Below are 14,073 nucleotides of genomic sequence, written 5' to 3' on the forward strand. Positions count from 1 at the left end.
AAAGTTATTTGTATAAAGTGACGATACTGTGACAAACATGTTGGTATATATATTACGATGTTGTCTTAAGTGTAAAAAGTAGGGCGTTCTCGGTATAATAACAAGTGGAGATAAAAGAAACTATAATGAGTAATAGCTGTAGATAAAAGGAGAAGAAGAGATGAAGAAGGTTTTGGGTATTGCTGTAATGGGAAGTATGATCCTTCTAGCAGGATGTAATGGAAATAAAGATACGAAAGAACCGAAAGAAAAGGTAGAGCAATCTACTGAACAAACAGAAGAGATGAAAGAATACCTTGCAGTACATGAAAAATACGATATAAAAATGAATAAAGAAATTAATAAAGCACTGCAGTTATTTGAAGTGGCAAAAGAAAAGGGCGGTAAGGAAATAACGAATGCTACATATAAAGAAGACGTGCAAAAGGTAACAACGAGCATGTTAGAAGATATTGATCATATACGTAAAGAAATTCGTGTTCCGAAGTCGAAAGAGCAAGAACATGAGGTATATATTGGTTTCTTGAATGAATCAGAACAAGCGATGAAAAAATTACAGAAGTTAGCTAAAGAAGAAGATTCATCGTTGATTCGTGATATAGAAATTAATTTTGCAACAGCATCGACATACTATAAACGTTTTCAAGCAGAAACGAAAAAATAACCTTGCCTGTGCAGGGTTATTTTTTCTTCTTGCCATCTCCGTCTTCATCCTCAGATACTAATATTTTCTGTTCTTCGTGAAATTCGGAAATAGTTTGCCCGGTAATATTATCGAAAGGAGTATAAAAAGAAGTAATACGTTTCTTTTTAATAAAGAGTTTATAGGAGCCGATGATGACAAGTATAACGATTGTTAAGGGTAATCCTATAGTACCAAGAAGTAAGGGGTCCATCTTATAACTCCTTTAACATTATTTCTTTTTATTATAAGCCGAAAACTGTAATTTCGATAAATGAATTAAAAACTGATTTTTCTAAATTTATCCAATTTGATTGACTTTTCAATTTTTCAGAATTATAATTCGAAATATACAATTTGAACCAAATAATAATATAGCAATTTACTTATCCAGAGAGGTAGAGGGACTGGCCCTATGACACCTCAGCAGCGGGTTCTGTAATAGGAACACCGTGCTAATTCCAGCAAGCAAGTCTTGAAAGATAAGTGATGGGCCTTTGTTTGTTAAGCCTTGATCTTATTTTTTAAGATCAAGGCTTTTTGTATTCTAAAAAGAGAAAAGGAAGTAATGGAAAAAGTACATCCATAAAACAAAGTAAATTCATGTGTTTAGGGGGTTATTGAAGTGTATGTAATTAAAAAATTATCGGTTATGGTGTTTACACTATGGGTTATTACGACAGTGACATTTCTAATTATGCATATTATTCCGGGAGATCCATTTTCATCAGATGCAAAAATCTTTCCTGAAGAAGTGATCCAAAACATGAGAGCGAAGTATCACCTTGATGAACCGTTATGGAATCAATATGTTGCTTATTTAGACGGTGTAGTTCATTTTGATTTTGGTGAATCTGTTCAATCAACCGGGCAAGGTGTATCAGAAATTATAACAACTGGCTTTGGTCCATCAGCAATTATTGGTCTACAAGCACTTGTTATTTCATTGTTAGTAGGAATTGCGGCAGGGACATTTGCTGCTCTCTATCATGGGAGAGTAATTGACTATAGTGTGAGTTTGCTCGCAATTTTAGGTATTTCTATTCCAAGTTTTATTTTAGCGCCACTATTTATACAAGTATTCGCTATCCAATTTGAGTTTTTACCAGTAGCCTCTTGGGGAACATTCGAACATACGGTATTGCCATCCTTTGCGTTAGCGTTAGGGCCAATCGCAGTTATTACAAGGTTTGTTCGTTCTAATATGATCGAAGTACTGCAGAGTGATTATATTAAGCTAGCAAGAGCAAAAGGTATACCAATTAAGAAGATTATTATAAGGCACGCTCTTCGAAATGCGATTGTTCCAGTACTTACATTTGTTGGACCGTTAATGGCTGGACTCTTAACAGGGACTTTCGTTATTGAAAAAATCTTTTCAATTCCTGGCCTAGGAAAATATTTTGTAGATAGTATTTTTAACCGAGACTATCCGGTGATTATGGGAACAACGATTTTCTATAGTGCATTATTAATTGCTTGTATTTTCATTACAGATATTATTCATCGCATTGTTGATCCGCGTATTCGTTCTATTACATAAGGAGGGGGGATATTTAAATGGGGGCTTATGAGATTAATGAACAGTTATTAACGAAAGAAGAGAAAAAAGAATTAACGATAAATAAAGATCAGCAAAAGATTAGCAGAAAGAAAGAAGTGTTTCGTAAGTTTATATCGAATCCAATCGCAGTTTTAGGAACAGTGACGTTATTGCTAATTATTGTTTTCTCGCTTATTGGCGAAAGTTTAACTTCATTTACTGCGAGTGAACAAGTAAAAGAGGCAACAAATTTACCGCCGAGTAGTGAACATTGGTTTGGAACAGATGATCTAGGGAGAGATATTTGGGCACGTACTTGGGCTGGTGGGAAGATTTCACTAACAGTTGGATTAGTAGCAGCTGCCCTCGATATAGGTCTTGGTGTACTAATTGGTGGATTTAGTGGATATGTGAGAGGACGTAATCGCCTTGGAACGTTAATTGATGAGTGGATTATAAGAGGAATTGAAGTATTATACGGTATCCCATATTTATTAATTGTTATTTTACTATTAATTGTTATGAAACCAGGTCTTTTCACCATTATTATCGCTCTTGCATTAACGGGATGGATTGGAATGGCTCGTCTCATTCGAGCACAAGTATTGTCTTTAAAACAACGAGAGTTTGTTATTGCAGCAGAGCGATTAGGTACATCACATATGAAAATTATATATGGGCATTTAATTCCGAATTTAACAGGGATTATTATCGTGAATTTATCATTTACAATTCCAGCAGCTATTTTTTCAGAATCATTTTTAAGCTTTATAGGACTTGGAGTACAATCACCAGCGGCAAGTTGGGGGACGATGACGAATGATGCACTCGGGACATTATTGAGCGGAGAATGGTGGCAGCTATTTTTCCCGGCAATCATGATTGCACTCATTATGTTCGCATTTAATGCAATTGGTGATGGTTTGCAAGATGCGATTGATCCAAAAATCGTCAAACGGAATCGAAAGGAGAAAAAACATGGCACAAATCTTATCTTTAGAAAACGTAACGTTAGCCGTTGAAAAAGAGAATAGTAAGCAAGCGATTGTGAAACATGTTTCCTTTTCTATTAACGAAGGTGAAATAGTTGCACTTGTAGGAGAAAGTGGTTCGGGAAAAAGTGTCACAGCACAATCCATTATCGGCTTGAATCAAGAATCAATTCATATCGATGATGGGAATATAGCTTTCCAAGCAAAGGAATTAACGAATTTACAAGAGTCAGAATGGAATCAAATTCGCGGAAAAGATATTTCCTTTATATTTCAAGATCCGCTTTCATCTTTAAACCCAACGATGAAGGTAGGCAAACAAATTACAGAAGTAGTTTTGCAACATGGGAAAAAATCGAAAAGAGAAGCGAAGGAAATTGCGATTAACTTGTTAACAGGTTTAGGGATACATGAAGCAGAGAAACGCTTTGAACAGTACCCACATCAATTAAGCGGAGGTATGAGGCAGCGTATTTGTTTAGCAATTGCGTTTGCTTGTCACCCAAAGCTTGTAATTGCAGACGAGCCGACAACAGCGTTAGATGTAACGATTCAGAAACAAATTATGGGGCTATTAAAAGAAAGAAAAGAAAAACAAAATACGAGTATTTTATTAATTACACATGATTTGGCACTTGTACGTGAAGTAGCTGATCGAGTAGTTGTTATGTATGGGGGACGTGTCGTTGAAAAAGGAACGATACAGGAGGTAATAGGTTCTCCTAAACATCCATATACGAAAAGTTTATTACAAGCAATTCCGAATATGGATGATTCCGAAAAGGTATTACGTGCTATAGAAGGAACGACACCTTCCATTGAAACATTAAATAGCTTTGGTTGTCCTTTTGTAAATCGTTGTCCAGTAGCGATAAAAGAATGTATTCATCGTTTCCCAGAGAGAACAACATATTCTAAGGAGCATAGTTCACATTGTTGGCAACATGTTCTAGAGCATAATAAAGCGAAATCAAAAGAGAAGGTGAATGCCTCATGACGACAGATTTAATTACTATAAAGCAAGTAACGAAAACGTATGGAAGTAAAAGTAAAGAAATCACAGCGTTAAAAGACATATCACTTTCTATTCCGAAAGGAACAACACTTGGCATTATTGGTGAAAGTGGTTCAGGAAAAACAACACTTGGAAAGCTCATAGCAGGGATTGAGAGTCCAACGTCTGGTGAAATTGATTATAACGGTCAAGTCGTTCACAAGCTAAAATCAGCTCATAGGCGAGATTTTTTACAGAAAGTACAGTTCATTTTTCAAGATTCCACAGCAGCATTAAATCCGCGCTGGAAAGTACGCGATAGCGTAACGGAAGGTTATATTTCATTCGGTTTAGGTGATAAAGGATTAAAGGATAAAGTAGCAGGTGATGCGCTAGAACGTGTGGGATTAGATAGACGATATATCGATCGCTATCCGCACGAATTTAGCGGAGGACAACGTCAACGAATTGCTATTGCAAGAGCGTTATTGTGTGAGCCAGAAGTATTGATTCTTGATGAACCAATTTCAGCATTAGATGTTTCATTGCAAATTCAAATTGTACATCTGCTGCAAAAAATTCAAAAGGAACAAGGCTATACATATTTATTTATCGCACATGATTTGCCGATGGTTCACTATTTATGTGAAAAAGTGGCTGTCTTATATAAAGGAGAACTTGTTGAATTTGGAAATACGGACGAAGTGTTCCGTAATCCACAACATTCTTATACAAAAACATTGTTAGCATCAACACCAAAAATTTCGGGTTAAAGGAGAATGTAGGATGAAGAAGTTTTTACTGTTTATCATTATGACTGTTTTAGCGATTACTTCGGTCGCTTGCGGTAAGAAAGAGACGCAAAAGGCGAGTGCTGGTAAGGGAGAAGGCGATCGATTAGTAACGAATATTAGTAGTGATCCATACACACTTGATTCTGCTATTGCAACAGATAGCACGTCAGGTTATATAATTGGGCAGTTGTTTTCAAGTTTATATACGCAAGATAGTGATGGGAAATATCAAAATGAATTAGCAGAGAAAGAAGAAGTAAATGCTGATGGAACTGAATATACAATCCATTTGAAGAAAGATATTAAATGGTCAGATAGTTCTCCGATTACGGCAAATGATTTTGAATTTGCATGGAAGCGATTATTAAATCCGAAAACGGGTTCTATGAATGCGACAGAAATGTATTTCATTAAAGGGGCAGAGGCATATAATACTGGAAAAGGTGAAGAGGGACAAGTTGGTATTCAAGTCGTTGATCCTCAAACATTAAAGGTAACTCTTGAACATCCAGTTGCTTCTATTAAACAGAAATTAGCAAGCTCATTATTTATTCCATTAGCTAAAAAGTCGATTGATGATAATAATAAATTAAAAACAGATCCAAAAGAGTTAATTACGAATGGACCATTCAAGTTAAAAGAGTGGAAGCATAACCAGGCTATTACAGTACAAAAAAATAAAGAATACTACGATAAAAAGGTAACATTAAAAGAAATTGAGTTTCGTATTATTCCAGACTCTAAAACAGCGTATCAATTATTTAAATCAAAAGAATTAGATTTACTAAGTGGTTTACCACAAGAGATGATTGAAAAAGAAAAAGGAAATAAAGAATATAAGCGTGTTGCAGGATTCTCATCTTATATTTATTCGTTTAACGTAGAAAAAGAGCCGTTTACAAATGCGAAAGTACGTAAAGCATTCTCTTTAGCAGTTGATCGTAAATTTATCGTTGAAAAACTGTATAAAAATAATGCGCAAGAAGCATATGCATTCGTTCCAGAAGGAGCAAAAACACAAAGTGGTCGTGATTTCCGTAAAGAAAAAGGTGATTACGTTAAATTTGATCCATCAGAAGCGAAAAAATTATTAGAAGAAGGTATGAAAGAACAAGGGTGGTCTACATTACCTGAAGTAACATTAAAATTCACTACAGATACACAACATAAAAAAGTAGCAGAAGCAATGCAAGAAATGTTTAAGAAAAATCTTGGCGTAGATATTAAATTAGAAAATAAAGAGTGGAAGAGTTACATCGACACATACAAGCAAAGTGATTTCCAATTAGCTTATATGGGATGGGGCGGCTCTTTATTAGATCCAATTACTAAACTAGATTTATATGCAGGTGATGGTCCGAATAACTATGCAAAATGGCATAATAAAGAATTTGACGCTTTAGTAAAAGAAGCAAAAGTTGAACAAAACGAAGATAAGCGTTTTGACTTATTGCATAAAGCGGAAGATATTATGTTTACAGATTCACCATTAATCCCAATTATTTTCCCAAGTGCTTCATATTTACAAAAACCATCAGTATCTGGTGTTCAGTTCATTATCGGTTCTAGTCCAGAACTAAGATACGCAAAAATTAAAAAATAAAGAAGTAGGCAATTGCCTACTTCTTTATTTTATTTCTCTTTTATATTCTTTTTTCGTTCCATCAGAGAAGACAACTTCTAAATCGAATTTTTGGTAGTCTTTATCAAGTTTGAACACGTTCACTACTTGATCGATTACTTCTTGGTCAGGAGTATCTTTATCAAATTTTAATTCTTGTAGAAGTGGGCTTAATTTTGTAATAGCCTCGTCACCTGTAAACTTTGCATTTGTTTTATGGTCTTCAAGCTTTGCTTCCATTTTCTTATCAGCGGCTACATTTTTATAATCAGCTTCGTAGTCTTTCTTCGTATCTTGATAGTCTGCATCTAAACTAAATTCATTAAAGTTTAGTTTTAAATCTGCAGGAGCCTCATTTTTTGCTTCTTCAGTCGTCTTTTTATTAGAAGTTGTGTCTTCTTTTGCAGGCGCTTTACATCCTGTTAATGCAGGTACTAGCATAAGAGCTAATAAAACTGATAGTAGAATTCTCATTATAAATTCCTCCTTATGTAAATTCGTTCTATACAAGTTTTTCCCAAAAACATGTAATTATGTATGTGTTGAAAATAAATTATTATCCTGCAGTCACAAGGGCTCATCCGCAATTTAAATCAAAAATGATTTGTATGTATATGGTAAATTGAAGTTGTGAGGGAGGTACTGAAATGCTTTCTAAAACGTATCAAACCATTTCAAGTAACATATGCAGCAAATGGCTATTATACAATAATATTCGGAGGAGTTAGTTTAGAGAGAAATATTATTTCATTATTAGTTATTGTATTGGTTACACAATTAGTAGCAGTGAAGACTTTAGCTATAAAAGGAATGGTAAAGGGAAGAAGAAGCTCTGTAGTTAAAGTTGTATAAAAGTAAAAAGGTATCCTTCGTAGGATACCTTTTTACTTTTGTTATTTTGCAACTTCTGTCCACTTGTAGTTAAATTCACCACCGAAGTCAGTCGTTACAAGTCCTTTAATGAAAGAGCGTTGTAAGTAAGAACGACCTTGTTGGTATAAAGGAGCGACAGCGCCGTCTTGTAATAGAATTTTTTCAGCTTGCTTCATTGCTTCAAAGCGTGCTTTTTCATCGCCAGCTAAATCTGTTTTCACTTTATGAATTAGCTCATCGTACTCTTTGTTAGAGTATTTATCGAAGTTATAAGCACTATCTGTTGTAAATAAATCTAAGAATGTAATTGGATCAGCGAAGTCAGGGCCCCAGCCGTCAATACCAATTTCATAGTCACCACTTAATAGTAGTTTCAACTGTTGTTTACGTGGTTGTGGTTTTAAATTCACTGTTAATCCATCTAGGTTTTTTTCTAATTCACCTTTTAAATATTCACCAGTCTTTTTAGCTAAAGCATTGTCACTTGTTAATAGTTCGATTGTTACTTTGTCAGTACCAAGTTCTTGTTTTGCTTTTTTCCAGTTTTCTTTCGCTGTTTTCACATCATCCTTGACTAGATTTCCATTTTCTTTACGGAAGTCATTGCCTTCTGGACTCTTTGCAAATTTCGCAGGAACCATTCCTTCAGCTGGAATAGCACCGTTATTTAAAATTGTTTCTACGTAAGCCTTTTTATTCATTGCGCCGTTAATAGCAAGGCGTGCATGTTGATTTTTTAATGTTTCATTTTTCTGATTTAGTCGTAAGAATTGAATGCCGACTTCAGCGCGTTCCTTGAAGTTTGGATTGCTCTTATATTTATCAACAAACTCTGCAGTTAAAGCAACGCGATCAATTTGTCCTGAATCATATAAGTTCACTTCTGTAGACTTATCTTTAACGACATTGAAGTTGATTTCTTCTAATTTTACCGTTTTAGCATCCCAATAGTTAGGGTTTTTCTTCAATTGGAAACTTTGTTCGTGTTTCCAGTTATCTAATGTGAAAGCACCGTTGTAAATTAAATGATTTGTTTCTAAACCGTATTTATCGCCCTGAGACTTTAAGTACTCTTCATTAATTGGCAAGAATGTTGAGAATGTCGTTAAGCTTAAGAAGTAGGGAACAGGACGGTCTAGTTGTACTTCTAACGTTTTGTCATCAACAGCTTTGACCCCTAGTTGATCAATTGGTAATTGTTTTTGGTTTATTTGTTTCGCATTCTGTACATCGAAGAATAAGAATGCGTATTCAGCTGCTGTATCAGGATTTACGGCACGTTGCCAAGCAAAGACGAAGTCCTTTGCTGTAACAGGAGTACCGTTTGACCATTTTGAATCACGCAGATGGAATGTATATTTTGTTTTATCGGGACTAATGTCAACCGACTCAGCAACACCAGGAATCGGTTTATTATCTTCTCCCATTGCATATAAGCCTTCAAAAACATTGCGCATTACATTCATGGATTCCCCATCCGTTGCTTTTGCAACATCCATTGTTGGAATTTCTGAAGCGAATGATAAGTTAATTGCTTGTTTATCAGGTACTTTATCGTTTGCTTTCGCTCCGCCTGCATTATCTTTATTTCCCCCGCAAGCAGTTAGTAATAGACTTGCCCCTAAAACAGATGCAACAACAGGTACAACTTTTTTCTTCATTGTTCGTTCCTCCCTAAATGTGTTGTTCGTAACGTCATAATGTCCATGTCTTGAAGTGGCTATAGAAGGAGATGGAACCTATTATAAATATTTGTTTATAGGTAATCAGGTGTTCTATATGTATATACATGTTGAGCTATAATCTATCGTTATATGTTTCAACTTAGTAGACATTATATTTTGATGGTGAAATATTTTGTTTCTTTGATTATTTAGAATATTAACACTGGAAAGAACTATATGTCAATAATAAAAATAGAATGTTAATTTCTTGGAATAATATATTAAAAAAGTAGATTCTCTTGTGTGAGAGAACCTACTTTTAATATATTTTGCTAAAAAAACAATTGGTGTGGGCTAATAATAAGTGGGGATGAAGAACCCCCACTTATTACGGTTTTACTTTATTTTTCAATTTTTGCCCACTTGAAGTTTAATTGACCCGCAAAGTCTACTTGCACAATTCCTTTCACATAAGAACGTTCTAAATAAGATTCGCCTTTTTGGTAAAGAGGAGCGATAACAGAGTCTTTAAATAATATTTTCTCGGATTCTAGTAATGCTTCCCAGCGAGCTTTTTCATCACCAGCTAAAGTTGTTTTCACTTTTGCTATTGTTTCATCGAATTCCTTATTAGAGTAATGATCTAAGTTATAAGGGTTATTCGTTGTAAATAGCTCAAGGAATGTAATTGGATCCGCAAAGTCAGGGCTCCAGCCGTCAATTCCGATTTCGTAGTCACCTTTTAATAAAAGCGAAACTTGTTGCTTACGCGGCTGAGGTTTTATATTTACTGTTAATCCATCTAGATTCTTTTCTAGCTGTCCTTTTAAGAATTCACCAGTTTTCTTATCAAGGTCAGCATCACTCGTTAATAATTCTAATGTTATCTTTTCAGAACCAAGCTCTTGTTTAGCTTTTTTCCATAACTCTTGTGCAGATTTTGTATCAACTTTTGTTAAATCGCCGTTTGTAGTACGGAAGTCTTTTCCTTCAGGTCCTTTTGCAAAGTTTTTTGGAACGAGACCAAATGTTGGTGTAGAGCCATCATTTAATAACGTATTTACAAAGGATTTTCTATCAATTGTTTGATCGATTGCTTGGCGTGCAGAAACGTTTTGAAGTACTTTGTTTTGTTGATTCATGCGTAAAAATTGTACGCCTACATTTGGACGTTCTTTAAAGTTAGCATCTTTTTTATATTTATCAACGAAGTCAGATGTTAGTTTTATACGATCTAATTGTTTTGACTCGAATAAATTTACTTCTGTTGATTTTTCTTTTACGACGTTAAAATTGATTTCTTCTAGTTTGACAGTATCTTTATCCCAATAGGTAGGGTTCTTCTTAAATTTAAAGCTTTGTTCGTGCTTCCAATCGCTTAGTGTAAAAGCTCCATTGTACAAGATTGTATTATCTTCTAAAGCGTACTTATCACCTTGTGCTTTAAAGAATTCCTCGTTAATTGGTAGAAATGTTGGGAACGCTGTTAAGCTAATAAAATACGGAACAGGACGCTCCAATTCTACCTCAAACGTATGGTCATCAACTGCTTTTACACCAAGTTGGTCGGCTGGAAGTTCTTTGTTGTTAATTTTTGTTGCATTTTTAATATCAAAGAATAGAAATGCATATTCAGAGGCTGTTGCTGGATCTACGGCTCTCTGCCAAGCGAACACAAAATCTTTCGCTGTAACAGGAGTGCCGTTTGACCATTTTGAATCTCGCAAATGGAATGTGTATTTTGTTTTATCGCCACTTACTTCATGAGATTTTGCAACGCCAGGGAAAGGTTTGTTACCTTCACCAAGATTATACAAACCTTCAAATACGTTTCTCATTACTTGACCAGAATCAGTATCTGTAGCACGGGCCGTATCCATTGTTCGTATTTCAGTAGGTGAAGATAAATTTAAAACCTGTTTGCTAGGTGCCTCGTCTTTTGCATTTGCTCCGCTTGCTTCGTTTTTATAACTACCGCAACCAGTTAATAAAATACTTACTCCTACAACTGATGCAATACCGGGTACAAACTTCTTTTTCATTTGATTTTCCTCCTAAATAATTAAGTTTGGATGATGATGAGGGAAATGAAAAATAAAAAATCCCTCTTTTCATATTGAGAAAGAGGGATTTTTACGTACAAGTTATGCACCCGTATATAAACGAAGTCCCTCATTCTATCTTTCAAGCATAAAGCTTGCAGGAAGTGGCACAGTATTCAAAATGAACCTGCTGCCGAGGTTTCAAAGGGCCAGTCCCTCCACCTCTCTTGATACAATGAGTAAACGAATAAATTTTATTAATTTTTGTGTTTCTTTGATAATTCAAAATCTTACACCTTGAATAATGAAGTGTCAACCAAATGAAATATAGTTTAAATTTTCAGTTTTCTCAAACGAAAAAACCACTGCATATGGCAGTGGTTTTTCTACTAGAAGTTAAAGTTATCTGGATCTGGACCAACGCGACGTTCTTCATTTAAAGCTTGAATTGCTTTCATATCATCAGCACTTAATTCAAAGTCGAAGATGTTTGCATTTTCAATAATGCGATGTTCTTTAATTGATTTAGGGATTGTTACAACTTCGTTTTGTAAATCCCAGCGTAAAATAATTTGCGCAGTTGATTTATTATATTTTGTCGCAATTTCTTGTAACGTTGGATTATCTAGTAGTTGTCCTTGCATTAATGGTGACCAAGCTTCAAGCTGGATATTATGTTCTTTACAGAATGCATGTAGCTCTTCTTGTGCTAAACGTGGGTGATATTCCACTTGGTTGACCATTGGCTTAATTTCAGCAATTTCAAATACGTCTTGTAAGTGGTGAATGTGGAAATTACTCACACCGATAGCGCGAACACGGCCATCTTTATAAAGTTTTTCTAATGCTTTCCATGATTCAGTATATTTCCCTTTTACAGGCCAATGTACTAAATATAAATCTAAATATTCTAGACCTAATTTCTCTAATGTAGTTTCAAATGCTTGAAGTGTTGTTTCATATCCTTGATCACTATTCCATACTTTTGAGGTAATAAATAATTCTTCACGTGAAACACCGGATTCACGAATCGCTTGTCCAACGCCTTCTTCATTTTGATAGATTGCTGCAGTATCGATGCTGCGGTAGCCATTTTTAATTGCTGCTTTTACAGAATCAATTACTTCTGAACCATCTTCTACTTTAAAAACACCTAAACCAAACCAAGGCATTTTTACACCGTTATGTAATGTTGTATAATCTTTTAAACTTGTTAAAATCATATTATTTCCCCCTAGCTTTTTTGTTTGTTGCTTCTACTGCTTTTTGAATTGCCTCTGAAAAATTATATTCGTATAAAGTTTTGAGACCCTCAGCTGTGGAACCACCTGGCGTTGTTACTTGTTCGCGGAGGTTAGCTGGATTTTGCGTTTGCTCGAGCATAGAAGCAGAGCCAGAAATCATTTGAATGACAAGATGTTTTGCGGTTTCTTCATCGACTCCATAACTTTTTGTTGCTTCAATTAAGCTTTCAGCAAAGTAATAAAGGAAGGCTGGTGCACTTCCAGTAACTGCAGTAAGCTGATGAACTTCTTCCTCAGTACAAAGTTGCGAAGTACCAATACCTCTTAAAAGCAGTTGCAGGGTTTCTTGATGCATCTCGGTTACTGATTGTCCTATTGTATATAAGGAGATAGACTTTCCAATTTCAGCAGCTGTATTAGGCATAATCCAAGCAACAGGTGTGCCTTTTGGGAGTCTAGCTTCTAAATAAGATGGTCCAATGCCAGCTGCTACTGTTACGACAAGTTGATTTGATATTAACGGAGATAGCTCAGCTAATAATTCTTCATGAGCAGAAGGTGGCATTGCTAAAACAACCGTATCGACAGATGTAATATGCTGCTTCCAATCCGTTGTAATAGACACATTATATCGCCTTTGTAATTGTTCTAACTTTTCTACGTTGCTTCGGTTAGAGATGATAATTTCTTCGATGTATTCTTTGCTTGTTTTAAGTAATCCGGAAAATATAGCTTCTGCCATACGACCAGCACCAATAAATAAAATTCGATGTTTGTTAGGCATATCCTTTATTCCTTTCTAGTAGAGATATGTTATAAAAACGATATCATCTTTAAGAGAATTTTGTAAAAAGAAAAGACTTACCGTAGATGGAATGGATAATGAGAAGGCGGAAATTCATGGTAAAGGAAAGGGCTATTCCTTATACTGGTAATAGGGAATTTATTACACATCTAGGGAGAGATAAATATGGTTAGAAGTCCACTTTTTTTACTTGTTTCTAGTATTATTTGTGTATTAGTTGGATTGTATATTCAATCGAGTTATATTGAAATTTTCGCATCAATTATGGGGATCATTAATGTTTGGTTATTAGCGAGAGAAAAAGTATCCAACTTTTTATTTGGCATGATTACTGTTGCGGTATTTCTATACATTTTTATTACACAAGGTTTATATGCAATGGCAGTATTAGCCGCTTTTCAATTTATATTTAATGTATATGGTTGGTATTATTGGATTGCACGAAGTGGGGAGGGAGAGGTAAAAGCAACAGTTCGTTTAGATTTGAAAGGGTGGACTTTTTATATAAGTTTTATTTTAGTTGCTTGGATTGGTTGGGGTTATTATCAAGTCCGTTATTTAGAGTCAACAAGTCCATATTTAGACGCTTTAAATGCCGTATTGGGACTAGTGGCTCAATTTATGTTAAGTCGAAAAATATTAGAAAACTGGCATTTATGGATTTTATATAACGTAGTTAGCATTGTAATTTATATTTCTACTGGTTTATACGTCATGCTAATATTAGCTATTATTAATCTCTTTATATGTGTAGCTGGTTTGCTAGAGTGGAAGAGCAATTATAAGGGGCAAGAACATACAAATAATTATATCTAGAAA

13 protein-coding genes, 1 pseudogene and 2 riboswitches are annotated in these 14,073 nt (G+C 34.9%); of the genes and pseudogenes, 8 read left to right on the forward strand and 6 right to left on the reverse strand.

The genetic code is table 11. The features are described 5' to 3' along the window. The first annotated feature begins 160 nt into the window (after positions 1-160). Positions 161-664 carry a hypothetical protein gene (locus tag H6481_RS22180; RefSeq protein WP_000756522.1) on the forward strand — a complete coding sequence of 168 codons (504 nt, stop codon included), beginning with the start codon at positions 161-163 and terminating at the stop codon, positions 662-664. Between the two features lie 16 nt (positions 665-680). On the opposite strand, the gene H6481_RS22185 is transcribed toward H6481_RS22180, so the two are convergent. Next, a complete protein-coding gene (locus H6481_RS22185) occupies positions 681-896 on the reverse strand; it encodes a DUF3951 domain-containing protein (RefSeq protein WP_088025488.1) in 216 nt (71 codons plus the stop codon). A gap of 169 nt (positions 897-1,065) precedes the next feature. Then, positions 1,066-1,171, forward strand: a riboswitch (SAM riboswitch). Positions 1,172-1,307: 136 nt separating this feature from the next. Between H6481_RS22185 and H6481_RS22190 the strand changes: the two genes are divergently transcribed. The 5 genes from H6481_RS22190 to H6481_RS22210 are packed head-to-tail and all read left to right on the forward strand — an operon-like array spanning position 1,308 to position 6,608. Beyond that, complete coding sequence (locus tag H6481_RS22190; protein ID WP_000289326.1) at positions 1,308-2,225, forward strand: ABC transporter permease; 918 nt, start codon at positions 1,308-1,310, stop codon at positions 2,223-2,225. Positions 2,226-2,242: 17 nt separating this feature from the next. Beyond that, a complete protein-coding gene (locus H6481_RS22195) occupies positions 2,243-3,247 on the forward strand; it encodes an ABC transporter permease (RefSeq protein ID WP_053565433.1) in 1,005 nt (334 codons plus the stop codon). Then, the gene (locus H6481_RS22200) at positions 3,204-4,214 is read left to right on the forward strand and encodes an ABC transporter ATP-binding protein (protein ID WP_000057272.1); all 1,011 of its coding nucleotides are present in this window, start codon (positions 3,204-3,206) and stop codon (positions 4,212-4,214) included. The genes H6481_RS22195 and H6481_RS22200 overlap by 44 nt, the downstream gene beginning before the upstream one ends. Then, the gene (locus H6481_RS22205; protein ID WP_000205647.1) at positions 4,211-4,984 is read left to right on the forward strand and encodes an ATP-binding cassette domain-containing protein; all 774 of its coding nucleotides are present in this window, start codon (positions 4,211-4,213) and stop codon (positions 4,982-4,984) included. Before H6481_RS22200 ends, H6481_RS22205 begins: the two co-directional genes overlap by 4 nt. A 13-nt stretch (positions 4,985-4,997) precedes the next feature. Beyond that, on the forward strand, positions 4,998-6,608 hold the full coding sequence (locus H6481_RS22210) for a peptide ABC transporter substrate-binding protein (protein ID WP_182813240.1): 1,611 nt from the start codon (positions 4,998-5,000) through the stop codon (positions 6,606-6,608). 24 nt (positions 6,609-6,632) lie between these two features. Here the strand turns inward: H6481_RS22210 and H6481_RS22215 are convergent, their stop codons facing one another. Continuing rightward, positions 6,633-7,100 (reverse strand): YusW family protein, encoded by a 468-nt coding sequence (locus H6481_RS22215; protein WP_001221557.1) that lies wholly within the window; start codon positions 7,098-7,100, stop codon positions 6,633-6,635. Positions 7,101-7,273: 173 nt separating this feature from the next. Between H6481_RS22215 and H6481_RS22220 the strand changes: the two are divergent. Continuing rightward, positions 7,274-7,478, forward strand: a pseudogene (locus H6481_RS22220) (hypothetical protein). A 41-nt stretch (positions 7,479-7,519) separates the two neighbouring features. Here the strand turns inward: H6481_RS22220 and H6481_RS22225 are convergent. From H6481_RS22225 to proC, 4 genes are all read right to left on the reverse strand, one after another. Next, on the reverse strand, positions 7,520-9,160 hold the full coding sequence (locus tag H6481_RS22225; RefSeq protein WP_098818224.1) for a peptide ABC transporter substrate-binding protein: 1,641 nt from the start codon (positions 9,158-9,160) through the stop codon (positions 7,520-7,522). Positions 9,161-9,564: 404 nt separating this feature from the next. Continuing rightward, entirely contained in the window at positions 9,565-11,205 is a 1,641-nt protein-coding gene (locus H6481_RS22230) for a peptide ABC transporter substrate-binding protein (RefSeq protein ID WP_098818225.1), read from the reverse strand. 132 nt (positions 11,206-11,337) lie between these two features. Continuing rightward, positions 11,338-11,442, reverse strand: a riboswitch (SAM riboswitch). A gap of 152 nt (positions 11,443-11,594) precedes the next feature. Next, entirely contained in the window at positions 11,595-12,428 is an 834-nt protein-coding gene (locus tag H6481_RS22235) for an aldo/keto reductase (RefSeq protein WP_098818226.1), read from the reverse strand. A gap of 1 nt (position 12,429) precedes the next feature. Next, on the reverse strand, positions 12,430-13,233 hold the full coding sequence (gene proC, locus H6481_RS22240; protein ID WP_063546217.1) for a pyrroline-5-carboxylate reductase: 804 nt from the start codon (positions 13,231-13,233) through the stop codon (positions 12,430-12,432). Positions 13,234-13,419: 186 nt separating this feature from the next. On the opposite strand from proC, the gene pnuC reads away from it, so the two are divergent. Next, entirely contained in the window at positions 13,420-14,070 is a 651-nt protein-coding gene (pnuC, locus tag H6481_RS22245; protein ID WP_000252484.1) for a nicotinamide riboside transporter PnuC, read from the forward strand. Positions 14,071-14,073 lie beyond the last annotated feature (3 nt).

Origin of the sequence: Bacillus sp. ME78 (genome assembly GCF_903970865.1) — a bacterium.
Taxonomy (GTDB): Bacteria; Bacillota; Bacilli; order Bacillales; family Bacillaceae_G; genus Bacillus_A; species Bacillus_A cereus.

Bases quoted from the DNA above. Each gene is read 5' to 3' on its own strand.
- H6481_RS22180 (WP_000756522.1), top strand. From the start codon at position 161: ATGAAGAAGGTTTTGGGTATTGCTGTAATGGGAAGTATGATCCTTCTA.
- H6481_RS22185 (WP_088025488.1), bottom strand. From the start codon at position 896: ATGGACCCCTTACTTCTTGGTACTATAGGATTACCCTTAACAATCGTT.
- H6481_RS22195 (WP_053565433.1), top strand. From the start codon at position 2,243: ATGGGGGCTTATGAGATTAATGAACAGTTATTAACGAAAGAAGAGAAA.
- H6481_RS22200 (WP_000057272.1), top strand. From the start codon at position 3,204: ATGGCACAAATCTTATCTTTAGAAAACGTAACGTTAGCCGTTGAAAAA.
- H6481_RS22205 (WP_000205647.1), top strand. From the start codon at position 4,211: ATGACGACAGATTTAATTACTATAAAGCAAGTAACGAAAACGTATGGA.
- H6481_RS22210 (WP_182813240.1), top strand. From the start codon at position 4,998: ATGAAGAAGTTTTTACTGTTTATCATTATGACTGTTTTAGCGATTACT.
- H6481_RS22215 (WP_001221557.1), bottom strand. From the start codon at position 7,100: ATGAGAATTCTACTATCAGTTTTATTAGCTCTTATGCTAGTACCTGCA.
- H6481_RS22225 (WP_098818224.1), bottom strand. From the start codon at position 9,160: ATGAAGAAAAAAGTTGTACCTGTTGTTGCATCTGTTTTAGGGGCAAGT.
- H6481_RS22230 (WP_098818225.1), bottom strand. From the start codon at position 11,205: ATGAAAAAGAAGTTTGTACCCGGTATTGCATCAGTTGTAGGAGTAAGT.
- H6481_RS22235 (WP_098818226.1), bottom strand. From the start codon at position 12,428: ATGATTTTAACAAGTTTAAAAGATTATACAACATTACATAACGGTGTA.
- proC (WP_063546217.1), bottom strand. From the start codon at position 13,233: ATGCCTAACAAACATCGAATTTTATTTATTGGTGCTGGTCGTATGGCA.
- pnuC (WP_000252484.1), top strand. From the start codon at position 13,420: ATGGTTAGAAGTCCACTTTTTTTACTTGTTTCTAGTATTATTTGTGTA.